Annotated in this window: 21 protein-coding genes and 1 pseudogene; 12 read left to right on the top strand and 10 right to left on the bottom strand. The window is 72.9% G+C overall.

Annotated elements, in window-relative coordinates; all coding sequences use genetic code 11:
• From ABZ915_RS40495 to ABZ915_RS40520, 6 genes are all read left to right on the top strand, one after another.
• A partial coding sequence (locus tag ABZ915_RS40495; RefSeq protein WP_361813887.1) for an alpha-glucosidase C-terminal domain-containing protein occupies nt 1–255 on the top strand: 255 nt, incomplete at its 5' end.
• A 29-nt stretch (nt 256–284) separates the two neighbouring features.
• A complete protein-coding gene (locus ABZ915_RS40500) occupies nt 285–1,649 on the top strand; it encodes a maltokinase (protein ID WP_361813889.1) in 1,365 nt (454 codons plus the stop codon).
• 3 nt (nt 1,650–1,652) lie between these two features.
• Nucleotides 1,653–3,854, top strand: coding sequence for a 1,4-alpha-glucan branching enzyme (gene glgB, locus ABZ915_RS40505; protein WP_361813891.1), 2,202 nt, complete (start codon nt 1,653–1,655; stop codon nt 3,852–3,854).
• A gap of 123 nt (nt 3,855–3,977) precedes the next feature.
• Complete coding sequence (locus ABZ915_RS40510; protein ID WP_361813893.1) at nt 3,978–5,066, top strand: glutamate--cysteine ligase; 1,089 nt, start codon at nt 3,978–3,980, stop codon at nt 5,064–5,066.
• A gap of 144 nt (nt 5,067–5,210) precedes the next feature.
• Complete coding sequence (locus ABZ915_RS40515; protein WP_361813895.1) at nt 5,211–7,115, top strand: AMP-dependent synthetase/ligase; 1,905 nt, start codon at nt 5,211–5,213, stop codon at nt 7,113–7,115.
• A gap of 128 nt (nt 7,116–7,243) precedes the next feature.
• Nucleotides 7,244–7,678, top strand: a complete 435-nt coding sequence (locus ABZ915_RS40520) for an ATP-binding protein (protein ID WP_361813897.1) — start codon at nt 7,244–7,246, stop codon at nt 7,676–7,678.
• Between the two features lie 23 nt (nt 7,679–7,701).
• Here ABZ915_RS40520 and ABZ915_RS40525 read toward each other — a convergent pair whose 3' ends face one another.
• Nucleotides 7,702–8,520, bottom strand: a complete 819-nt coding sequence (locus tag ABZ915_RS40525) for a methyltransferase domain-containing protein (RefSeq protein ID WP_361813899.1) — start codon at nt 8,518–8,520, stop codon at nt 7,702–7,704.
• Between the two features lie 306 nt (nt 8,521–8,826).
• On the opposite strand from ABZ915_RS40525, the gene ABZ915_RS40530 reads away from it, so the two are divergent.
• A complete protein-coding gene (locus ABZ915_RS40530) occupies nt 8,827–10,254 on the top strand; it encodes an NAD(P)/FAD-dependent oxidoreductase (protein WP_361814120.1) in 1,428 nt (475 codons plus the stop codon).
• A 121-nt stretch (nt 10,255–10,375) separates the two neighbouring features.
• Entirely contained in the window at nt 10,376–12,595 is a 2,220-nt protein-coding gene (locus ABZ915_RS40535; RefSeq protein WP_361814122.1) for an FUSC family protein, read from the top strand.
• 37 nt (nt 12,596–12,632) lie between these two features.
• On the opposite strand, the pseudogene ABZ915_RS40540 reads toward ABZ915_RS40535, so the two are convergent.
• From ABZ915_RS40540 to ABZ915_RS40560, 5 genes and pseudogenes are all read right to left on the bottom strand, one after another.
• Nucleotides 12,633–12,824, bottom strand: a pseudogene (locus ABZ915_RS40540) (DUF1206 domain-containing protein); the annotation flags it as partial.
• 26 nt (nt 12,825–12,850) lie between these two features.
• Nucleotides 12,851–13,666 (bottom strand): DUF1206 domain-containing protein, encoded by an 816-nt coding sequence (locus ABZ915_RS40545; protein ID WP_361814124.1) that lies wholly within the window; start codon nt 13,664–13,666, stop codon nt 12,851–12,853.
• 81 nt (nt 13,667–13,747) lie between these two features.
• Entirely contained in the window at nt 13,748–13,999 is a 252-nt protein-coding gene (locus ABZ915_RS40550) for a DUF5133 domain-containing protein (protein WP_361813901.1), read from the bottom strand.
• 40 nt (nt 14,000–14,039) lie between these two features.
• Nucleotides 14,040–14,933, bottom strand: a complete 894-nt coding sequence (locus ABZ915_RS40555) for a SigB/SigF/SigG family RNA polymerase sigma factor (RefSeq protein ID WP_361813903.1) — start codon at nt 14,931–14,933, stop codon at nt 14,040–14,042.
• A 209-nt stretch (nt 14,934–15,142) separates the two neighbouring features.
• Nucleotides 15,143–15,577, bottom strand: coding sequence for an ATP-binding protein (locus ABZ915_RS40560; protein WP_361813905.1), 435 nt, complete (start codon nt 15,575–15,577; stop codon nt 15,143–15,145).
• Nucleotides 15,578–15,730: 153 nt separating this feature from the next.
• Between ABZ915_RS40560 and ABZ915_RS40565 the strand changes: the two genes are divergently transcribed.
• Both ABZ915_RS40565 and ABZ915_RS40570 read left to right on the top strand, forming a co-directional pair.
• Nucleotides 15,731–15,955, top strand: a complete 225-nt coding sequence (locus ABZ915_RS40565; RefSeq protein ID WP_361813907.1) for a hypothetical protein — start codon at nt 15,731–15,733, stop codon at nt 15,953–15,955.
• A gap of 271 nt (nt 15,956–16,226) precedes the next feature.
• Complete coding sequence (locus ABZ915_RS40570; RefSeq protein ID WP_361453985.1) at nt 16,227–16,682, top strand: cyclic nucleotide-binding domain-containing protein; 456 nt, start codon at nt 16,227–16,229, stop codon at nt 16,680–16,682.
• 12 nt (nt 16,683–16,694) lie between these two features.
• Here ABZ915_RS40570 and ABZ915_RS40575 read toward each other — a convergent pair whose 3' ends face one another.
• Both ABZ915_RS40575 and ABZ915_RS40580 read right to left on the bottom strand, forming a co-directional pair.
• Nucleotides 16,695–17,999: an MFS transporter gene (locus ABZ915_RS40575; RefSeq protein ID WP_361813909.1), complete on the bottom strand. Its 1,305-nt coding sequence runs from the start codon at nt 17,997–17,999 to the stop codon at nt 16,695–16,697.
• 118 nt (nt 18,000–18,117) lie between these two features.
• Nucleotides 18,118–18,732 carry a LysE/ArgO family amino acid transporter gene (locus tag ABZ915_RS40580; protein WP_361813911.1) on the bottom strand — a complete coding sequence of 205 codons (615 nt, stop codon included), beginning with the start codon at nt 18,730–18,732 and terminating at the stop codon, nt 18,118–18,120.
• Between the two features lie 92 nt (nt 18,733–18,824).
• On the opposite strand from ABZ915_RS40580, the gene ABZ915_RS40585 reads away from it, so the two are divergent.
• Nucleotides 18,825–19,730 carry a LysR family transcriptional regulator ArgP gene (locus tag ABZ915_RS40585; protein ID WP_361813913.1) on the top strand — a complete coding sequence of 302 codons (906 nt, stop codon included), beginning with the start codon at nt 18,825–18,827 and terminating at the stop codon, nt 19,728–19,730.
• Nucleotides 19,731–19,767: 37 nt separating this feature from the next.
• Here ABZ915_RS40585 and ABZ915_RS40590 read toward each other — a convergent pair whose 3' ends face one another.
• Entirely contained in the window at nt 19,768–20,730 is a 963-nt protein-coding gene (locus ABZ915_RS40590) for an alpha/beta hydrolase (RefSeq protein WP_361813915.1), read from the bottom strand.
• Nucleotides 20,731–20,995: 265 nt separating this feature from the next.
• On the opposite strand from ABZ915_RS40590, the gene ABZ915_RS40595 reads away from it, so the two are divergent.
• Nucleotides 20,996–21,247, top strand: coding sequence for a WhiB family transcriptional regulator (locus ABZ915_RS40595; RefSeq protein WP_361813917.1), 252 nt, complete (start codon nt 20,996–20,998; stop codon nt 21,245–21,247).
• A gap of 69 nt (nt 21,248–21,316) precedes the next feature.
• On the opposite strand, the gene ABZ915_RS40600 is transcribed toward ABZ915_RS40595, so the two are convergent.
• Nucleotides 21,317–21,766, bottom strand: coding sequence for a DUF6098 family protein (locus ABZ915_RS40600; protein WP_361813919.1), 450 nt, complete (start codon nt 21,764–21,766; stop codon nt 21,317–21,319).
• Nucleotides 21,767–21,809: the final 43 nt, after the last annotated feature.

Raw genomic sequence — 21,809 nt, forward strand, 5'->3', positions numbered from 1 at the left:
TCCAACCCCGCCGTCATCGCCTTCCTCCGGGAGTACGAGGACGACCTCGTCCTCTGCGTCCACAACTTCTCCCGCTTCGCACAGCCCACCGAACTCGACCTGCGGGCCTACGACGGGCGGCACCCGGTGGAACTCATCGGCGGGGTGCGCTTCCCCGCCATCGGTGAACTGCCCTATCTCCTCACTCTCGCGGGCCACGGCTTCTACTGGTTCCGGCTCTCCCGAGTCGCATCCCGCATCGGCGGACGACGCTGAACGCGCCGCCGAGGAAAGGACGCGTCACCATGGCGAAGACGGTGATCCTCCAGCCGAGGAGCACGGGCACCGAGCAGCCCCTGTCCTCGCTGTGCGAGCTGCTGCGCGAATGGCTGCCCCGGCAGCGCTGGTTCGCGGGCAAGGACCGGCCCGTCAGCGACCTGACCGTGCTGTCGGCGACCGAGCTGTTCCCGGGCTGTCTGCACGTACTGGTCGACGCCGGGTACCTGCCGGTCCCCGCGCCCGGCGGGGGCACCTCCCCTCCCGGAGACTGCTACCAGCTGCTGCTCGGTGTGCGCGAGCACCTCTCGCCACGTCTGGGCCCGGCCCTCATCGGCCGGGTGCAGACCGGTCCGCTGGCCGGGCTCACGGTCTACGACGCGCTGCACGACCCGCGCTCGGCCGCGCTGCTCCTGGACCGGCTCAGGCGGCCCGGCACGGCGGGCCCGCTGTGCTTCGAGGCCGACCCGGCCGCGGGCGTCCCGGCGGGGCTCGCGCCGCGTCTGCTGGACGCCGAGCAGTCCAACACCTCGCTGGTCTACGGCGACGCGTTCATCCTGAAGGTCTTCCGGCGCATCCAGCCCGGTATCAATCCCGACCTGGAGGTGCCGGGGGCGCTGGTCGCACAGGGCTGCAACCGCGTCCCCGCCCCGGTGGCCTGGCTGCGCACCACCGAACCGTGGGCGGCGACCCTCGGCGTGCTCCAGCCGTACCTGCGTGACGCCTCCGACGGCTGGACGCTGGCCCTCGCGGCGCTCGCCGCCGGTGAGGACTTCACCAAGGAGGCGTACGGACTCGGGCTGGCGACCGCCGACATCCACCTCGCCCTGGCGTCCGCCTTCCCCGCCGGGACCCACGGCGACATGGAGCACACGGCGGCGGCGATGACGGCCCGGCTGGAGGCCGCCGCGCACTGCGTACCGGCGCTCAGGCCGTTCGTCCTCGGCCTGCGCACCGCCTTCCGCGCGCTCGCCAACTGCGACGCCGGGCCGGCGGCCCAGCGCATCCACGGCGATCTGCACCTGGGTCAGGTGCTGCGGGCCGGCCGCGAATGGTTCGTCATCGACTTCGAGGGCGAGCCGTCCCGCCCGCTCGCCGAACGCCGCGCCGCCCAGTCCCCGGTGCGGGACGTCGCGGGCATGCTGCGTTCCTTCGACTACGCCGCCCGCCAGCGCCGCCCCTGGCGTCCGGAGTGGGCCCGCCGCTGCCGTGAGGCCTACTGCGCGGGCTACGCGGCCCGGGCCGGATGGGATCCGCGCAAGAAGCACGCGCTGCTGCGCGCGTACGAGACGGACCGGGCGGTCTACGAAGTGCTGTACGAGGCCAGACACCGTCCGGGCTGGCTTCCCGTGCCGATGGCGGCGATCGAACGCCTTGCCGTCCGAGGAGGATGAACCGTGGCGCTGCGCGACACCACTCTGCCCGCGCCGGCCGGCCGCCGGCCGCTGCCGGCCCCCGCCCTGGACCCGGCCGACCTGGAACGCCTGCTGGCGGGCGCCCACCACGACCCGCACGCGCTGCTCGGCGCGCACCCGGTGCCGGGCGGGACGGCCTTCCGGGCGCTCAGACCGTTCGCGCGCGCCGTGAGCGTCGTCCTCGACGGCGAGCGCCACCGGCTCGTCTCCGAGGGGGGCGGCCTCTTCTCCACCGTGCTTCCCCTGGACGCGATCCCCGCCTACACCCTGCTGGTGGAGTACCCGGAGGGCACCCAGGAGGTGCACGACCCCTACCGCTTCCTGCCCGCGCTCGGCGAGCTCGACCTGCACCTGATCGGCGAGGGCCGGCACGAGCAGCTGTGGCGGGCCCTCGGCGCCGAGCCGATGACCCACCAGGGCGTCACCGGCACCCGGTTCACCGTGTGGGCGCCGAACGCGCGCGGCGTCCGGGTGGCCGGGGAGTTCACCTTCTGGGACGGGACGGCCTTCCCGATGCGGTCCCTCGGCTCGTCCGGGGTGTGGGAGCTGTTCCTGCCGGGCATCGGCGAGGGCGCGAAGTACAAGTTCGAGATCACCTCCCGGTACGGGCACCGGTTCCTGAAGGCCGACCCGATGGCCCGTCGCACCGAGGTGCCGCCCGCGACGGCCTCCGTGGTGACGGCCTCGTACCACGAGTGGGGCGACGAGGAGTGGCTCGCGCGCCGCGCGAAGACGCCGGTGCACGAGGCGCCGTTCTCGGTGTACGAGGTCCACCTGCCGTCCTGGCGGCCCGGCCTCACCTACCGGCAGCTCGCCGAGCAACTCCCCGCCTACGTCAACGATCTGGGGTTCACCCATGTCGAGCTGATGCCGGTCGCCGAGCACCCCTTCGGCGGCTCCTGGGGCTACCAGGTCACCGGCTTCTACGCGCCCACGGCCCGCCTGGGCACCCCCGACGACTTCCGGTACTTCGTCGACGCCTGCCACCGGGCGGGCATCGGCGTGATCATGGACTGGGTGCCGGCGCACTTCCCCAAGGACGACTGGGCGCTGGCCCGCTTCGACGGGGACCCGCTGTACGAACCCGGGGACGCGCGGCGGGCGGAGCACCCGGACTGGGGGACGTACGAGTTCGACTACGCGCGCACCGAGGTACGCAACTTCCTGGTCGCCAACGCCGTGTACTGGTGCGAGGAGTTCCACATCGACGGCCTGCGCGTGGACGCCGTCGCCTCCATGCTCTACCTCGACTACTCGCGCGAATCCGGTCAGTGGGAGCCCAATGTGTACGGCGGCCGGGAGGATCTGGCCGCGATGGCGTTCCTCCAGGAGATGAACGCGACCGTCTACCGCCGGGTGCCCGGAGTGGTGACCATCGCGGAGGAGTCCACGGCGTGGGGCGGCGTGACGCGGCCCACCGACACCGGCGGGCTCGGGTTCGGGCTGAAGTGGAACATGGGCTGGATGCACGACTCGCTGGAGTACGTCGCTCATGAGCCGGTGCACCGGAAGTACCACCACCACGAGATGACCTTCTCGATGGTGTACGCCTACAGCGAGAACTACGTCCTGCCCATCTCCCACGACGAGGTGGTGCACGGCAAGCAGGCCCTGGTGTCGAAGATGCCGGGCGACTGGTGGCAGCGGCGTGCGAACGTCCGCGCCTATCTGGGCTTCATGTGGGCACACCCGGGCAAGCAACTGCTGTTCATGGGGCAGGAGTTCGCGCAGGGCGCCGAGTGGTCCGTGGAGCACGGCCCGGAATGGTGGCTGCTGGACCCGGGCCACTGTGCCGCGGGCGACCACCGGGGCGTGCAGGACCTGGTCCGGGACCTCAACGGCCTCTACCGCGCCACCCCCGCCCTGTGGCAGCGCGACACCGACCCGGGCGGCTTCCGCTGGATCGCCGTGGACGCGGCCGACGACAACGTCTTCGCCTTCCTGCGCTTCGACGCGGCGGGTGCCCCGCTGCTCGCGGTGTCGAACTTCTCCCCCGTCGTCCGCCACGACCACCACCTGGCCGTACCCGGGGAGGTTCCCGCCTGGCGGGAGACCCTCAACACGGACGCCCTGCGGTACGGCGGCAGCGACGTCACCTGCCCGGGCCCGGTCAGGACCAAGGACGGGGCCGTCCGGCTCACGCTCCCGCCGCTCGCCACCGTCTGGCTGACGCCCGCGCCGTGAGAGTGGCGGGGAGGTGGCCGGGTCCGCCGGGTGCCGTCAGGTGTCGACGGCCGCCGGAGGGGCAGTCGGGGTCGTACCACCCCGCGACGCCCCGTCGCGGTACGTAACGAAAGGCGGCTCCACGTGCGCACCGTCGGTGTGGAGGAGGAACTCCTTCTGGTCGACCCCGAAAGCGGTGACCCGAAGGCGCTGTCGGCGGCCGTGCTCGCCCGCGCCTCCCTGCTCGATCCCGCGCAGGACGTCTTCGAGAAAGAGCTGTACGGGCAGATGCTGGAGTTCGCCACGCATCCGCAGACGGACATGGCGGACCTCGGCGCGGAGATCGTCCGCTGCCGCAAGGAGGCGGCCCGGCACGCCGGCGAGATCGGCTGCACGGTTGCCGCGCTGGCCACCTCCCCCCTGCCGGTCAGCCCCTCGATCAGCGTGAACGACCGCTACCAGTGGATGGCGGAGCAGTACGGCGTCGGCACCCGGGAGCAGCTCGTCTGCGGCTGCCATGTGCACGTGGCGGTGGAGTCCGACGAGGAGGGCGTCGCGGTCCTCGACCGCATCCGGCCGTGGCTGCCCGTGCTGTCGGCGATCAGCACCAACTCCCCGTTCTGGCAAGGACACGACACCGGCTACCACAGCTACCGCAGCCGGGTCTGGGCGCGCTGGCCGTCGGCCGGTCCGACGGAGCTGTTCAGGACGGCGGAGCGCTACCACCGCCGGGTCGCGGACATGGTGGCCACCGGAGTGATCCTGGACGCGGCGATGGTCTACTTCGACGCCCGGCTGTCCGAGCGCTACCCGACCGTGGAGATCCGCGTCGCCGACGTGTGCCTCCAGGCGGACACGGCCGTTCTCATGGCCACGCTCGTCCGCGGCCTGGTGGAGACCGCCGCGCGCGAGTGGCGCCGCGGCGTGGAACCGGTCGAACACAGCGTCAGCGTGCTGCGGCTGGCCGCCTGGCGGGCCGCCCGGTCGGGCCTGAACGGCGAGCTGCTCCATCCCGCGACGATGCGGCCGGAGCCGGCCGAGACGGTCGTACGGTCGCTCCTCGAGCACGTCGGCGACGCCCTCGCCGGCACCGGTGACCTGGCCCGGGCCGAGCAGGCCTTCGCCGACGTGCTGGAGCACGGCAACGGCGCCCGCGTGCAGCGTGAGCTCATGGAGCGCACGGGCAGCCTGCGGGACGTCGTCACCGAGTGCGTGCGCCGTACCCAGTCCTGACGCGCCCCGGACACACCTAGATCATCAATCGGCCACGACTTCACCGTTCGCGGCACCAACTGCCCGCACCTGGGCTACATTCGAGCACCGCCGACAACAGGACTCGTCGGCGGAGTCACTCTCCGTACACCCCAGGAGCAGCGCATGCGCGACCCCGCTCTCGCTCCAGCGACCGTCCCGCCCCTGGTCGGCGGGCTGGCCGACGGCGTCTTCGAGACGGCGGCCCGGACCCCGACCCGGGCGGTGGTGGCCCGCCGTCCGGACGGCGCGTCGGCCGGCTGGGAGGAGGTGACGGCCGTAGAGCTGCGCGACGAAGTGGTCGACGTGGCCAAGGGGCTGGTGGCATCCGGGATCTCGCCCGGTCACCGGGTGGCCGTCATGACGCGCACCCGGTACGAGTGGACGGTGCTGGCGCACGCGCTGTGGGCGGTGGGCGCGGAGGTGGTGCCGATCCATCCGGCGTCCTCGCGCGACCAGGTCGAGTTCATCCTGCGGGACGCCGGCTGCGTGGCCGTGGTGGTGGAGGACGAGCTGGGCGTCATGACGGTGGGCACGGTGTGCACGGCGCTGCCCCGGCTCAGGCACGTGTGGCAGCTGGACAACGGCGCGCTGGCGCAGCTGGCCCAGCAGGGCCAGTTCGTGCCGCTGACCACGGTGGAGTCGCTGCGCCGGATCGTGCTCCCGGACTCGACCGCGGCCGTCGTCTACACCTCCGGCACCACGGGCCGCCCGCAGGGCTGCGCGCTGAGTCACCGGGGCCTCGCGTACCCGTGCGACACGCTGCTCGAGGGCTGGGGGCACACGGCGGCGCCCCCGGGCGAGCAGGCGTCGGTCCTGGCCTTCCTGCCGTTCTCCCATGTGTACGGGCTCATGATCCAGGTGATGTGCGTGCGCGGCGGGATCCTCATGGCCCACGAGCCGGAGATGACCGAGGCGGCGATCTCGTCGGCGCTGCGCACGTTCCGGCCGACGTACCTCTACGGCGTGCCCTCCATCTTCGAGAAGCTCTACAAGAACTTTCTGCGCACCGCCCAACAGGCCGGTCGCGGGGCCCTGTTCGAGCGGGCCGTGCAGACGGCGCGGGACTTCGCCACGGCCGAGGAACGGCGGCGGCTGGGCACGGGACCGGGGCCCGGTTTCGACCTGCGGTTGCAGCACGCCCTCTACGAACGGACGGTGTACCGCCGGCTGCGGGCGGCGCTGGGCGGCCGGGCGGTGCGGGCCACGTCCGGCGGCTCGTCGCTCGACCGCGAGCTCTCCCTGTTCTACGAGGGCATCGGCATCTTCGTGCACGACGGCTACGGGCTGACGGAGAGCAGCGGCGGGATCACCATGCAGCCGCTGGGCCGGGAGAAGTCCGGGACCGTCGGACGGCCCCTGCCGGGCACCGAGATCCAGGTGGCCGACGACGGGGAGATCCTGGTGCGCGGTCCGTCGGTGTTCCAGGGCTACGTGGGCGACGAGGCCGCGACCCGGGCCGCGCTGCGCGGCGGCTGGCTGGCCACGGGCGACATCGGCCGCCTGGACTCCGAGGGGTATCTGACCCTCACGGGCCGCAAGAAGGACGTCATCGTCACCAGCGGCGGCAAGACCGTGGCACCGGCCCCGCTGGAGCAGCGTCTGCGGGTGCATCCGCTGGTCCACCAGGCGGTGGTGGTGGGCGACGACCGGCCCTGCGTGGGCGCGCTGCTCACGCTGGACCCGGATTTCCTGGCGCACTGGCGGGCGGCCCTGGCGCCGCAGGGCGACACGCCGGGGCGGGAGGCCCGCGAGGACAACGCGCTGCGCGAGGAGCTGAACCGGGCCGTCGCCGCCGCCAACAGCACGGTCTCGCGTGCCGAGTCCATCCGGGTCTACCGGGTGGTCTCCGAGCCGTTCGCCCCGGCCAACGGGCTGCTGACGCCGTCGATGAAGCTGCGCCGGGACCTGATCGTGCAGCACTACGCGGCGGAGATCGAGGCCATGTACCAGGCACGCAGCCGGGCCACGGCACGGCTCGGACCGCCCGAGCCGGCCGACTGGGAGGACTCGGACGACGTGTTCCGCTGAGGACGCCCACCCTGTGTGACCTCCCCGGCCAGGGAGGCACGCGTACCCGGCTCGCCTGCGGGAACCCAAGACGTGGGAAAGCTGAGCAGCGACTACAGCCGCGTTCACCCGAGGCTGAGGAAGATGTGATGGCTACGGAGCCGCGTTGGGACGACACACCCCACTCGGAGGAGACACATGAGCGCACGGTCTCCTTCGCGGGAGAGCTGCGCAATGTGACGGGGGCGCGGCTCGCCGCGGAGGAGTTCCTGGGTGTGCTGGCACGGGCGTCGCCGCCGTCGGCCCCCGAGTCCTGGGACGACATCCTGCTGGTCGTCACGGAACTGGCCGCGAACGTCGTCCAGTACGCGCCCGGCCCCTTCGAACTGCGGATGCGGCGCACGTTCGACGGTGTGCACCTCACGATGCACGACACCAGCACCACCCGGCCGGAGCCGCGCCCGTTCCACCCGAACGCGGGCGGCGGCGGCATCGGCTGGCACCTCGTGCACACGCTGTGCGACCAGGTGAGCGTGGTGGTGACGGCCACCGGCAAGGACATCCACGTGTTCCTGCCCTGGTGAGGGGGGTCGGGGTCGGGCCGCGGTCACTCTGGGCGATGGGCGGTCACACCGAACATCGTCACCGACATGTGCAGTGCGCCGCGCTCCGCGGCCTCGGCGAGCTCGGCGAAGGCGGCGTCCCGCCGGTCCTCGGTGAGCAGGCCGCGGCCGACCGCCGACTCGCCCAGCATCCGGATGAGCGGCCACGCGACGGTCCGGTGGTCCTGGAGCAGGGCCTGGGAGCCGCGGTCGTCGACCACCAGCCCGGCCGCGCTGAGCTGGCCGACGAGCCGGCGCCCCGAGTAGGGGTTGGCCGCCTGGGTGAGGGCGCCGGAGACCAGTGCCCGCATGACCTCGGGGTCGCCGGGATGCAGGATGGTGGTCGCCCAGTCGGTGTCGAGCAGCGCCACGCGGCCGCCGGGTCGCAGCACCCGGGCCATCTCGGCGACCGCCTGCTCCGGCCGCGCGAGGTGCTGGAGCACGCGTTCGCACCAGACGACGTCCACCGAGCCGCCGGGCGCGGGCAGCGCGAGCGCGTCGCCGTCGGTGAAGCGGGCGGTGCTGCCCTCGGCGGCGGCCCGCTCCTGGGCGACGGCGCGCAGTCCGGGGTTCGGTTCGACGCCCGTGACGGAGCCGGCCGGGCCGACCGCGGCCGCCAGTGCCCGGGTCTCGGTTCCGGTCCCGGCCCCGACGTCGAGCACCCGCTCCCCGTCGCGCGGGGCGAGCGCGTCCAGCGCCCAGGCGCGCAGCCGCCGTACGCCGGGATTGGCGTCCTGCGCGTCCAGGGCGGCCACCAGCGGGGCCACGCGCTCGGGGTCGATGTGCCGCGTCTGGAAGGCCGATCCGGGCCGTGTCTGCGCCATGGCGCGCACTCTACGGCGCCGGTGGGCGCCGCGTGGCCCACTCCTCGACGGGCGGTCCTCGAGCCCGCCGCGACCGGCCGGGACAACCCTCGAACTGCCCTCGGTTCAGGAGTACACCGCATATTCGTGCGACACACGGGTTACTCAGGCACCGTGCCGGGGCATGCTGGTGCCCACGCGTTCGTCTGCCTGCCGCACCTGGCTGGCGTGGCGGCTCGGGGCACGGTGGGATCGATGTGGTGCGAAGCAGCGATCCAGGGGCATGCGAACGGCGTCCAGTCGTACCGCCTGGAGCCGCAGAAAGGGATGGACACCGTGACACGACCCAGGATCCTGGTGGTTGGCGCAGGCTTCGCCGGAGTGGAGTGCGTTCGCCGCCTGGAGCGCAAGCTCGCCCCTGACGAGGCCGACGTCACCCTGGTGACGCCGTTCGCCTACCAGCTCTACCTGCCGCTGCTGCCCCAGGTCGCCTCGGGTGTGCTGACGCCCCAGTCGATCGCCGTCTCCCTGCGCCGCAGCAAGAAGTACCGCACCCGGATCATCCCCGGCGGCGCCATAGGTGTGGATCTGAAGGCCAAGGTCTGCGTCATCCGCACCATCACCGACGAGATCGTCAACGAACATTACGACTACATCGTGCTGGCCCCGGGCAGCGTCACCCGCACCTTCGACATCCCCGGGCTGACCGAGCACGCCTTCGGCATGAAGACCCTCGCCGAGGCCGCCTACATCCGCGACCACGTCATCTCCCAGCTGGACCTCGCCGACGCCAGCCACGACCCGGCGGAGCGCGCCTCGCGGCTGCAGTTCGTGGTGGTCGGCGGCGGTTACGCGGGCACCGAGACCGCGGCCTGCCTGCAACGGCTGACGCATGCCGCGGTCAAGCGCTATCCGCGCATAGACCCGAAGCTGATCAAGTGGCATCTGATCGACATCGCGCCGAAGCTGATGCCGGAGCTGGGCGACAAGCTCGGCCGCAGCGCGCAGGAGATCCTGGGCCGGCGCGGGATCGACATCTCCCTGGGCGTGTCGATCGCCAAGGCGGGCCCGGAGGAGGTCACCTTCACCGACGGCCGGGTGGTGCCCACCCGCACCCTCATCTGGACGGCCGGTGTGGTCGCCAGCCCGCTGATCGCCACGCTGGGCGCCGAGACGGTCCGGGGCCGGCTCGCGGTCACCGCCGAGATGTGCCTGCCGGGCCAGGACGGCGTCTTCGCGCTCGGCGACGCCGCCGCCGTCCCGGACGAGGCCAAGGGCCAGGAGGGCGCGGTCTGCCCGCCCACCGCGCAGCACGCGATGCGGCAGGGCAAGGTGGTCGCCGACAACGTCATCGCGACCCTGCGCAACCAGCCGATGCAGCCGTACGTGCACAAGGACCTGGGACTGGTCGTCGACCTCGGCGGCAAGGACGCGGTCTCCAAGCCGCTCGGCATCGAACTGCGCGGCGTGCTCGCGCAGGCGGTGGCCCGCGGCTACCACTGGTCGGCGCTGCGCACCAACGTCGCCAAGACGCGTGTCATGACGAACTGGCTGCTCAACGCGGTCGCGGGCGACGATTTCGTGCGCACCGGCTTCCAGTCCCGCAAGGCGGCGAGGCTCAAGGACTTCGAGTACACGGACTCCTATCTGACGCCGGAGCAGGTGCGGGCGCATGTGGAAGGCGGTGCAGGCGGTGCAGGCGGTGCAGGCGGTGCGGGCGGTGCGGGCGGTGGGGACACCCCCTCGCTGACCTGATCCGGGTACACCACGGACCGCCGGCCGGTGCGTTTCCGGCCGGCGGCCCCGCCCTTCGCGACACGGGAGAGAGCACGGCGGCGTGAGCACAGCGGGACGGGGACGGTCGGTGCGGGCGGAGGTGTGGGACCGGCTCGCCGCGTCCGATCCGGGGCTGCTGCGGCTGACCGCGGGGCTGCGAACGGTGTCCGCCATCGCGTTCACGCTCCTGTTGCTGGGGCCGATGCGGGTCGGCGTGACCCATCTGGTGGCCGGGGCGATGGCCGCGATGGCCGCCACCTTCGCCGTCCGGGAGAAGCAGCCGGCCCCGCAGGCCGTCACCCTCGCGCTCGGCCTGCCGGTGGCGCTGGCCTCCGTGACGCTGGGCGCGCTGCTGAACACGCGGGTCGTGACGGGCGACCTGTTCTTCGTGGCGCTCATCTTCTGCGCCGTGTACGGCCGCCGGTTCGGCGACCGTGGTACGGCGCTGGGGCTGATCGCCTTCCAGACGTACTTCATCTCCCTGTTCGTACGGGCGAGTGCCGGGGCCCTGCCCGGGCTGTACGGTGCGATCGCCGTGGGCTTCGTGTGCAGCGCGACCGCCCGCTTCCTCCTCGTACGGCAGACACCGGCGGGCACGCTGGACCGGCTGCGCCGCGCCTTCCGGGCGCGGCTGGCCCAACTGGTGGACGCACAGGCGGAGTTGCTGGACGCCGGTCCCGAGGAGGTGGAGAAGGCCCTCGAGAACGTCCGCACCAGGACCGCGCGGCTGCACGAGGCGGCCCTGATGGTCCAGAGCCGGCTGGAGGACGGGACCTCCGACGAGGCCGTGGCCCGCCTGGTGCAGCGCCGGATCGCCGAGGCCGAGATCGCCGCGGAGCGGCTGGGCCTGCTGCTGCTCACCGCGCGCGCCGAGCGGCGGGCGGACACGCTCACGCTGCACCTGCCGGGCGCGCCGGTGCCCTCGGAGGTACGGGAGCCGGTGCGGGAGGAGGCGATCGACGCGGTGCGCCGGGACCTGCGGGCGCTGCGGACGCAGGTGCTGCGGCCGGCCGGCTGGGACTCCGGGACCGGGCTGTCCCAGGTGCGCAACCGGCTGCTCGGCTACCGCGAGGGAGAGAACCTGCCGCCCGCGTCGCCCGCCGTCCAGGACGTCTTCCGGGGGATCGGCGAGGCGGCGCGGGCGGTCCTGGGGCTGCGGATCGCCCTGGACGGGCCGCAGGACGAGTCCGCCGACAGTCCGGCGACCGCCCGCTCCCGCGAGGAGCTGGACGCGGAGGACGCCGCCATCGCGGCGGGCGAGGACGGGCCGCAGGGGGACGAGGAGCAGCCGTCCGGGCTGCGGCGGCCCACCACGCGGGCGGCCGTACAGGTGTCCGTCGGCTCCGCGCTCGCCATCCTGGGCGGCGAACTGCTCTCCACCCACCGCTGGTACTGGGCGGTGCTGGCCTGCTGGATCGTGTTCATCAACACGGCCTCCACCGGGGAGATCCTGGTCAAGGGTTACCGCCGGGTGCTGGGCACGGTCCTCGGCGTGGTGGCCGGCATCGGGCTGGCGGGGCTGGTCGGGCACCACACCTGGACGGCGTTCGGGCTGGTGCTGCTGTTCATCTTCGCGATGTTCTACACCGCGCCGTTGTCCTACACCCTGATGTCCTTCTTCGTGACGGCGATGCTGGGCCTGCTGTACACGCTGCTCAACACCTACAGCACGGCCGTCCTGGTACTGCGCGTGGAGGAGACGGCGCTGGGGGCGGCCTGCGGGGTGCTCGCGGCGGCGGTGGTGCTGCCCGTGCACACCGACCGCCGGACCAACGAACTCCTGGTCACCGCGCTGGACCGGCTCGCGGACGTGACCCGTGCCGCGGCCGACCAGCTCAGCGGGAGTGCGCCGGCCGATCTGCTGGACCAGGCGCGGGATTTGGACCAGGCGCTGGCCGACCTGCGGGCGTCCACCCAGCCGCTGACCCACCCGATCACACCGCTGCGGTCGAGGCGGGACACCGCCCGCTATGTCGTGGCGCTGCTGGAGACCTGCGCGTACCACGCGCGTTCGCTGGCGGCCACGGCGGAACTGCTGCCCAGCCATCCCTCGATCGCGGCGGATCCCCGGCTGCGGGTGGTGGGGCGGCGCATCGTGCACAACATCGAGGCGATCGCCGCCCGCGTCGCGGACGAGCGGGCCACGACCGAGCTGGAGACCGGCCCCAGCATCGCCTCCCTGCTGGAGCCCGGCTCCTACCACACGCCGCGCTACGGCAGGGTCACCGACCGGGTGCTGCGGCATCTCCAGCGCCTGGACGAAGCGGTGGCGGGCCTGGCCCGGCCCCTCGGCGTGCCGGTACAGCAGCCGAAGAGCTGACCACGCACGACGCCGTCCCCGCGTCCCCTCTCAGGGTGCGGATCCAGCGGGCCTCCGCGAAGGAGAACAGCCCGAACAACGCCAGCCCGGCCGCGACGAACGCCAACAGCCAAGGACCCACCGGGGTATCGGCGAAGGTGCGCAGCGTGTCGTCGAGGCCCTTGGCCTTGTCGGGGCGGGAGTCGATGGCGGCGCGCACCGCGAAGACACCGGCCCCTGCGACGACCACACATGACGCCGTCCCCGCGTCCCCTCTCAGGTGCGGATCCAGCGGGCCTCCGCGAAGGAGAACAGCCCGAACAACGCCAACCCGGCCGCGACCAACGCCAACAGCCAAGGACCCACCGGGGTATCGGCGAAGGTGCGCAGCGTGTCGTCGAGGCCCTTGGCCTTGTCGGGGCGGGAGTCGATGGCGGCGCGCACTGCGAAGACGCCCGCCGCGGTGAAGACCACGCCGCGGGCGGCGCCGCCGGCCACGCCCGTCGTGTGCACCAGGCGCCGTACCCACGGGGACATCTCGCCGGTCCTGAGCCGGTCGCGGTAGGTGCGCCGTACGGCCTGCACGGCGATCCAGACCCCGGCGACGATGATCCCGGCGCCCACCGCGCCGACGAACCACTGCCCGGCCGGCACGGACAGGGCCCGGGAGGTGAGGTCGCGCGACTGGGTGTCGCTGGACCGTCCGCCACCGGCACCGGCCGCGAAGGACAGCACGGAGGAGGCGACGAACGCGTAGAACACGCACCGCACGAGGGCCGGCAGCCGCTTACGTGCCGAGCGGCCGTCCTTGCCCACCGAGCCGAAGAGCGCCTCGGACAGCTGCCACAGGGCCATGCCGGCGAGCCCGGCGCCGACCGCCCACAGCACCACGGCACCGAACGGGTGGTGGGCGAGTTCGGCGAGGGCCCCGTTGCGGTCGGCCTGTTTCCTGCTGCCGCCGAAGGCGATCTGCAGCGCCAGCAGCCCCACCAGCAGATAGATGACCCCGCGTGCGGCGAGACCCGCCCGCGCGGCCCACTCGGTCACCGCGCCCGGCGGGCCCGACCGGGCCCGTATCCGCGCGCCCCGCACCACAGTCACCACAGCACCCGTATCCAATCCAGTCCTCCCCGGCCCCGGCTGCCCCGGCGGCTCCTCGACGGTGGGGCGGGCTCAGTTCCGCCCGGCCCGCGCCACCGTCACCGGCGCCGGCCGGAGCCCGGCCGCGCCCAAGTGGCGGTGGGCCGCCTCGAGGGCGACTCCCACCTCCCGCGTGCCGGTCAGCACGCACAGCGTGTACGCCAGGTCCCTCGCCCGCGGGCCGGCAGCGGACACGTCCCGCCCTCCGTCGCCCGCGAGGAGTCCCTCGTACTCCTCGACGAGCTCGCGCAGGGTCGCGGGATGGGGTCTGAGCGGAATCAGCATCGGTCTCGCTCCTTCGTGGCGGTCGTCGCTCGGGAACAGCTCACACGCCGGGCGTGCCGGAACCCCGGCAGCCCGGCCGCCGGCCGAGCGCCTCGTCGCGGACGCGTGCGCAGCTGCGGCTGATGAGCCTGGAGACGTGCATCTGGGAGATGCCCAGCTTGTCGGCGATCCGGCTCTGGGTCATGTCCTCGAAGAAACGCATGTAGAGGATGGCGCGCTCCCGTTCGGGCAGACGGCGCAGCCCTTCCTTGGCGGACTCGCGGTCCACGACGACGTCGAACGAGGCGTCGGCCGCCCCGAGGGTGTCCGCGAGGCTGTACCCGTCGTCACCGGCCGACAGTTCGGCGTCCAGGGAGAGGGTGCTGAAGCTCTCCAGCGCCTCCAGGCCCGCGGTGACCTCGTCCTCCGCCAGCCCGGTGTGCGCGGCGATGTCGGCGACCGAGGGCTCGGGGCTGCCCGGGTTCTGGGTGAGTTCGCGGCGGGCCACGCGTACCCTGTTGCGCAGTTCCTGGACCCGGCGGGGCACCCGCAGCGCCCACATCCGGTCCCGGAAGTGCCGCTTGACCTCCCCGGTGATGGTGGGCACCGCATAGCTCTCGAAGGCACCGCGCTCGGGGTCGAACCGGTCGATCGCCTTGACCAGTCCGAGGGCGGCCACCTGGCGCAGATCCTCGACGGACTCGCCTCGGTCGCGGAAGCGGCCGGCGATCCGGTGGGCCATGGGCAGCCACGCGGTCACCAGCTCGTCGCGCAGCGCGTCGCGTTCCGGGCCCTCGTCGAGCTCCGCGAGCCGGGCGAAGAGGGCCAGGGTGTCGGGGGCGTCGTCGTGGTGCCGCTTGGGTGAGGCCGTGGCGGCCGGGCCGGCGGCGGGGGAAGGGTCGGCGGAGGGACGGGCGGGCGTGCCGGGACGGCTGGTCGAGATATCGGTGAGCATGCGGAATCGCTCCTGACCAAGTGGTTTCAGGGAATTGCCGCGGGAGAGCCGCCCGGACCAATTCACAGGGCCCTGAGCAGGCACAACACTCCCGCTGGGCGCGCCTCCGGTCCGAAGCACGAAACTCCGTCTGCCCTGCACCCGATGGGCCAAACTCCGCGCCCGGAATCGGCCGGGTAAGAATTTCCTTGACCGGTTGCGGACTGAATTCAGGTCAGCGGAACAAGGGCGGTGATCCGCTTGCCGCCGCAGGGCAGACAGGCCACATGGACGTCGTGCGCCAGTCGGCACACGATGGGCCAGCCGCGCCCGCCGACCCGGAACCGGCCCTGGGCGTCGACGGGCGACAGGGCGACGGGGAGGTCGTCGCTGCGGTCGCTCACCGAGACGCGCACCTCCCCTCCGACGACGTCGACGGAGAAGTCGGTGATCCCCCCGCCGTGCAGCATCGCGTTCGTGGTGAGTTCCGAGACGACGAGCAGGGCGTCGTCGACGGAGTCGGTATCACAGTGGACGTGCTGGACCTCGCATCGCTCGGCGACCACACACCGCACCCTTCTGCGGGCGTCCGCCGGCCGGCACGGAACGGTGCGGTGCGGGTCCGACGGTCCGATGGCGGATTCGGTCCTGTGCGTCTCGCGCATCCTTTCGCTCCCTGACTGGTGAGGACAGAAATCCGGTGCCTTCGCTGACCCGGGGGTGAATGCCCGGGTCTCTCCCTTTTCGGCTCACCTGTCAGGGCGCGGCCAAACACATCGGGGCCTCATCATGGCCGGGTTCGGGGGTACGCGGATGCCATGACGGATGTCGTGGACTCGGACGAACTGCTGCGGCGGATGCAGCGCGCCAAGGTCTGTGCGCGGAAGGAGGAGCGGACATGGCGGGAGCGCGGTGACGCCCTTCGGGAGGACGATCCGGCGGGCGCGCGGGACGCCGCCGTACGGGCGACGGCCTACGAGGTCGTGCTGCGGGTGCTGGATGAGATCCTCACCCCGGGAGCACACGAGGCCCGGCCGGAGTGAAACAGGTCACGTGGCCCGCTTTCGGTTACCCGAAAGCACGTCAGGTGGTTTATCGTTCATCCATACGTGGACGGGGAGTCGACCGTGACCGTCCTCCCCGAACCACCGCATACGGCCCTGGCTGGCCTCCCCCGTCCAGCCAGGGCTTTTTCCTGCCCCGGCGGCTTTGTTCACGGGATCTTCCCTCTCCCGAGGTGCTCCGGGCGGCCGCAGCGGCTGAAATGGGCGTAGGGAACGACACCTCATCCGTCGCCGGCGAGGAGCCCGCGCCATGACCAAAGCGATCAAACTGCTCACCGCCCTCCCCCAGAAACAGCGCGAGCGTCTGATGGAGCTGGCGAAGGAGGTCTCCTTCCCCGAGGACAGCCACATCTTCGAGGCCGGCGGCACCGCCGACCGCTTCTGGGTGATCCGCTCGGGCGCCGTCAACCTCGACCAGCAGGTGACGTCCACCCAGCGGGTGACCGTCGCCACCCTCGGCGCGGGCGACATGCTCGGCTGGTCATGGCTGTTCCCGCCGTACCAATGGGACTTCGGCGCGGTGGCCTTCAGCCAGGTACGGGCCTACGAGTTCGACGGAGCGGCGGTGCTGGGGCTGTGCGTGGAGGACCCGCTGCTCGGGCTGTCCCTGGTGCGCACCGTCGCCGAGATCCTCGCCCACCGGCTGGAGACGACCCGTGGAAAGCTCATGGATCAGTACACGACCCGCCGGCGCGGCACGCTGTAGCCCTGCCCCGGCTCAGACACGGTAGCGGCGCAGTGCCGGTACCGCGGCGGCCAGGGTGAGCATCACGGCGACCACCAGCAGGCCGCCGCCCGCCACCGCCGCGCGGGGGCCGAAGACGGAGCCCATCGTGCCGTGCAGGACGTCGGCCAGGCGGGGGCCGCCCGCGACGACCACCGTGAACACGCCCTGCATGCGGCCGCGCATCTCGTCGGTCGCCGCGGACAGCAGGATCGCCCCGCGGAAGACCATGGAGACCATGTCGGCGACCCCGGCCGCCGCGAGGAACGCCGCGGCCACCCACAGATTGCGGCTCAGCCCGAACCCGGCGACGGCCACGCCCCAGCCGACGACCGCGCCGATGACCATCCAGCCGTGCCGGCGCGCCCGGGAGAACGTGCCGGAGAACAGGCCGCCGGCCACCGCGCCGATGGGGATCGCCGCGAACAGCAGACCCAGCGCGAGCCCCTCGCCGTACGAGGCGTACGTCTGGGCGGCGAGCTGCGGGAACAGGGCGCGCGGCATGCCGAGAACCATCGCGACGATGTCGGCGAGGAAGGACAGCAGCAGCACCTTGTGCCCGGCGATGTAACGGAACCCGGCCGCGATCTCCCGCCAGCCCGCGCGGCGCGCGCCCGAGCCGGACAGCGGCGGCAGGGAGGGCAGCCGGTAGACCGCCCACACGGTGACGCACAGCGCCAGCGCGTCGACGAGGTACAGCTCGGGCAGCCCGATGAGGGGGATGAGGACGCCCGCGAGCAGCGGCCCCACCACCTGGCCGGTCTGCATGACGGTCGAGCCGAGGGCGTTCGCGGCGGGCAGTTCCCCGGCGGGGACCAGCCGTGCGATGGAGGCGTTGCGGGCCGGTGCGTTCAGGCCCCAGAACGCCTGTTGCAGGGCGAGCAGCGCCATCAGCACCACCACCGACTCCAGTCCGGTGACGGCCTGGACCCAGAACAGCAGCGAGGTGACGGCTATGCCGCAGTTGGTGACCAGGAGCAGCTTGCGGCGGTCCACGGTGTCGGCGACCGCGCCGCCCCACAGCGCGAACACGATCAGCGGCAGCAGACCGGCGAGGCTCGCGGCGCCGACCCACGCCGAGGACTTGGTGATGTCGTAGATCTGCTTGGGCACGGCGACGGCGGTGAGCTGGCTGCCGACGGCCGTGACGATGGTCGACGACCACAGACGGCGGTAGGCCGGGATCCGCAGCGGACGGGTGTCCATCGCCCAGCGGCGCCAGCCGCGCCGGGGCGGGGGCGGCGCCGTGGCGGGGGTATCGGTCCGGGGCTCGGTGCTGCTGCTCTCGCTCGTGTCCACGGGCTTCCTGGTCGCTCGTCAGATTCCTGAGATCTTTGCTTGTTACACCTTTCGGTGCGGCTTCACTATCCCAGGACCGGCGGCGGACGCCGAACGGTTTGTTCCGGGCACCTCTGTCTCAGGCTCCGGTGACGAGCAGGGCGCCGAGCGCGATCATGGTCGCGGCGACCAGGCCGTCCAGCACCCGCCAGGCGGCGGGCCGGGCGAGGAACCGGCCGAGCAGCCGGGCCCCGAAGCCCAGGGCGGCGAACCAGCACAGGCTGGCGCAGGCCGCACCCAGCCCGAACGTCCAGCGCAGTGGGCCCCGGTCGGCGGCGAGCGACCCGAGCAGGAAGACGGTGTCGAGGTAGACGTGCGGGTTGAGCCAGGTCATCGCCAGACAGGTGAGCACCGCCCGCCTGCGTGAGCCCGCCGCCTCGCCCTCCGTCCGCAGACCGGCGCCCGGCCGGAAGACCCGGCGGGCGGCGAGGGCGCCGTAACAGAGCAGGAAGGCTCCTCCGACCAGCCCCACCGCCTTCAGCGCTCCCGGCCATGCCACCACGGCCGCGCCGACCCCGCCGACACCGACCGCGATGAGCAGCGCGTCGGACAGGGCGCAGATCCCGACCACCGCGAGGACCGCGTCCCGGCGGATCCCCTGGCGCAGGACGAAGGCGTTCTGGGCGCCGATGGCGACGATGAGCGAGAGACCGGTGCCGAATCCGGCCGCGGCGGCGGCGAGGCTGCTGGACATGGGGTCGACGCTAAGGGCGCGATCATTGGAGGTACAGCTAAAGATTTTTATGTAGCCTTAGCCGGGCTAATGATGAGGGAGGGCGAATCCCGGTGATCTCCGAACTCCCCCTCGACCAGGTGCGCACCCTGCTCGCCGTGGTGGACGAGGGCACGTTCGACGCGGCGGCCGCCGCCCTGCACGTGACGCCGTCGGCGGTCAGCCAGCGGGTCAAGGCGCTGGAGCAGCGCACGGGCCGGGTCCTGCTGCTGCGCACCAAACCGGTGCGGCCCACCGAGTCCGGCGCGGTGCTCGTACGGTTCGCCCGGCAACTGGCCCGGCTGGAGCGGGACGCGCGCGGTGAGCTGGGACTGAGCGGCGCCGGGGAGCCGACGCGGGTCTCGGTGGCGGTCAACGCGGACTCGCTGGCGACCTGGTTCCTCGGGGCTCTCACCCGCCTGCCGCCGGAGCCCCGGATCTGTCTGGAGCTGCGCCGCGAGGACGAGGACCACACGGCGGCGCTGCTGCGCGAGGGCCTGGTGATGGCCGCGGTGACCTCCTCGCCCGACCCGGTACCGGGCTGCTCGGTGCGCGCGCTCGGCCGGATGCGCTATCTCGCGGTGGCCGAGCCGGAGTTCGCCGAGCGGTATCTGCGCGGGCCGCTGCCGGAGGTGCTCGCCGAGGCGCCGGTGGTGGTCTTCGACCGGCGTGACGACTTCCAGGACGGCTTCGTACGGAGCCTGCGCGGCGGGCGCGGTGCCGCGAGCGCACTGCGGCACTACGTGCCGACCTCGGAGGGCTTCGCCGAGGCCGTCGCCGCGGGGCTCGGCTGGGGGATGGTGCCCGAGCCGCAGGCGGATCCGCTGCTGCGGGCCGGGCGGGTCGTGGAGTTGGCGCCGGGGCGGCCGGTGGACGTGCCGCTGTACTGGCAGCAGTGGAAGCTGGACTCGCCCGCGCTGGCGGCGGTGGCGCGGGCGGTGGGGGCGGCCTCGGAGGGCGCGCTGAAGGCTTCGCGGTGACGTTCCGGCGCCGGGCGGGATCGGCAACCGCGTGCCCTCAGGCGCCTTCGGGCCCGCCCGCCGCGCGGACGGCCGCCATGACGGGTCCCGCGACGCTCGCCTGGGCCAGGTACTTGGTCGCGGTGTGCGTCCACAGGCCGTCGGAATCGATCCGGTCGGTCACCGGGAGGCAGCCGTGGGCGTTGGGGAGCACGTCGTCCTCCAGGCGGGGGCGTGGGACGACGATGTCGTCGCCGTCCCAGAAGTTCAGCCAGCGTTCCACGCAGCCGGGCACGGCCGGGGGCTGGGGCAGCAGTCGGGGGCGCACGACGGCACGCATCCCGATCGGTGAGCCCAGGGTGACGAACAGCGGTACCGGTCCCCGGTGGTGCTGGAGGGCCTCCATGGCGACGACGCTGCCCAGGGAGTGGGCCACGACGACGGCGGGTCGGGTCGCGTCCAGCCGGTCCAGGACGCGCTCGCGTATCCGCCGGTCGAGGGGGATCCCGGCGGCGTCGTGCTCGGCCCTGGCGAGGTAGCGGGTGAGCTGGGCGAGGTGGCCTGCCATGAGCCGGCCGCCGGCCCACTGGCCGGCCCGTCGCAGCCCGGGCAGGGCGAGCAACGTCGTACAGACGTTCACGATCCGGCGGAGCAGTTCGCCGGGGCTCTGCGTCCGTCCCGGCGGGCGCAGTTCGGCGCGCGCGTGTTCCAGGATGCGGCGCTCGCGCGGATCCGGCCCGAGTTCGAGCCGTACCTCGATCAACTCGTCGAGCAGGTTGCGCAGTTCCTCCGCGTCGGCCGGGTCGGTGCCCGCGACGCCCTGGGGCCGGCGGGCGGCGAGGAGATCGCCGTAGTAGGCGAAGGCCGGTTCGGCGAGGCGGTCCAGGGACGGTGGTGCGGCCTCCCCGGAGTGGTCCGCCTTCCGGGCGCCCACGGCCAGCGCCGCGAGCCATGCCGCGCACTCGGCCCGGGGATCGCGTGCGCCGCCGATCCCGTGCACGAACACCAAGGCCGGTCTCACGCCCGTGTCCCTCCCCCTCGGACCACCGCCCGCCCCACCCGTTCAGGCTCAACTGGTCGGCACGGAACAGGAGTTGGCGCGACCGTGCGACCTGAGGAGGGTCGAGAGTAGCAAGAGCGGCCGCAGTCGTGGACCCGTGCGGGCGAGGGCGTCCGGAACCATGCGGCTCGGTTGTTTCACCCGGCATCCATCGGTCACCCGCATGGGGCGAGATTTTCGACATGACACGGACGACACGGACGACTTCGATCGCAGGTGAACTTCGATGGACAACTGGCGCAACCACGCCGCGTGCCGTCACGAGGACCCCGACCTCTTCTTCCCGGTCGGCACCACCGGACCCGCCCTGTGGCAGGAGCGGCAGGCCAAGGCGGTCTGCGGACGCTGCCCGGTCCGGGACCAGTGCCTGGACTGGGCGATGGACACGGGGCAGACCCTCGGGATCTGGGGCGGTACAACGGAAGGCGAACGCCGCGCACTCAGGCGGCGCGCGAGCTCCCGCCGACGCTCGGGCTGACCGACGCCCGGGCTGACCGACGCCCGGCTGTCGTGAGCCACCCCTGCGGGGTCGGGCCCGACCGGCTCGTCAGCCGCCGGTGCGGCGCAGGGGGCCCCACTGCCTCTCCTGGCGGGCCACCGCGGCCTCGGCCTCCTCGATCACTTCGGGGGCGATCCGGCAGAGGGGCTCCACGTGGGTCACGAGCGGCTCGTTGTCGGGCCCGCGGCCGGCCTCCCGGCCCGTGAGGACCCAGGGCCGGACGCCGGGACCCTTCTCCCGTGGCAGGTGCGCGTAGTCGTACAGGCGGCGCGCCACCCACAGCTCCACGGAGCGGTCCTGCCACCAGTCCTCGACGTCGAGCGGGCTGGCGGACAGTCCCGGCATCTCGACTCCGGTGAGCTCGTCGGTGCTGGAGGTGGCGGCCAGGTCGACGTCGGGCCCGCGGGACCAGCGCACATAGAGGGCCCGGTGCCGCTCGACCAGGTCGGTCAGCTCGGTGATCGTGTGTACGACCGGAAGGCCGTCCCCTGCGCCCATGGCACGGCCTCCCTCGCCGGCTGCGTCGGGTCCGTCGGGCTCC

This window comes from Streptomyces sp. NPDC046915, from assembly GCF_040644935.1.
Classification (GTDB): domain Bacteria; phylum Actinomycetota; class Actinomycetes; order Streptomycetales; family Streptomycetaceae; genus Streptomyces.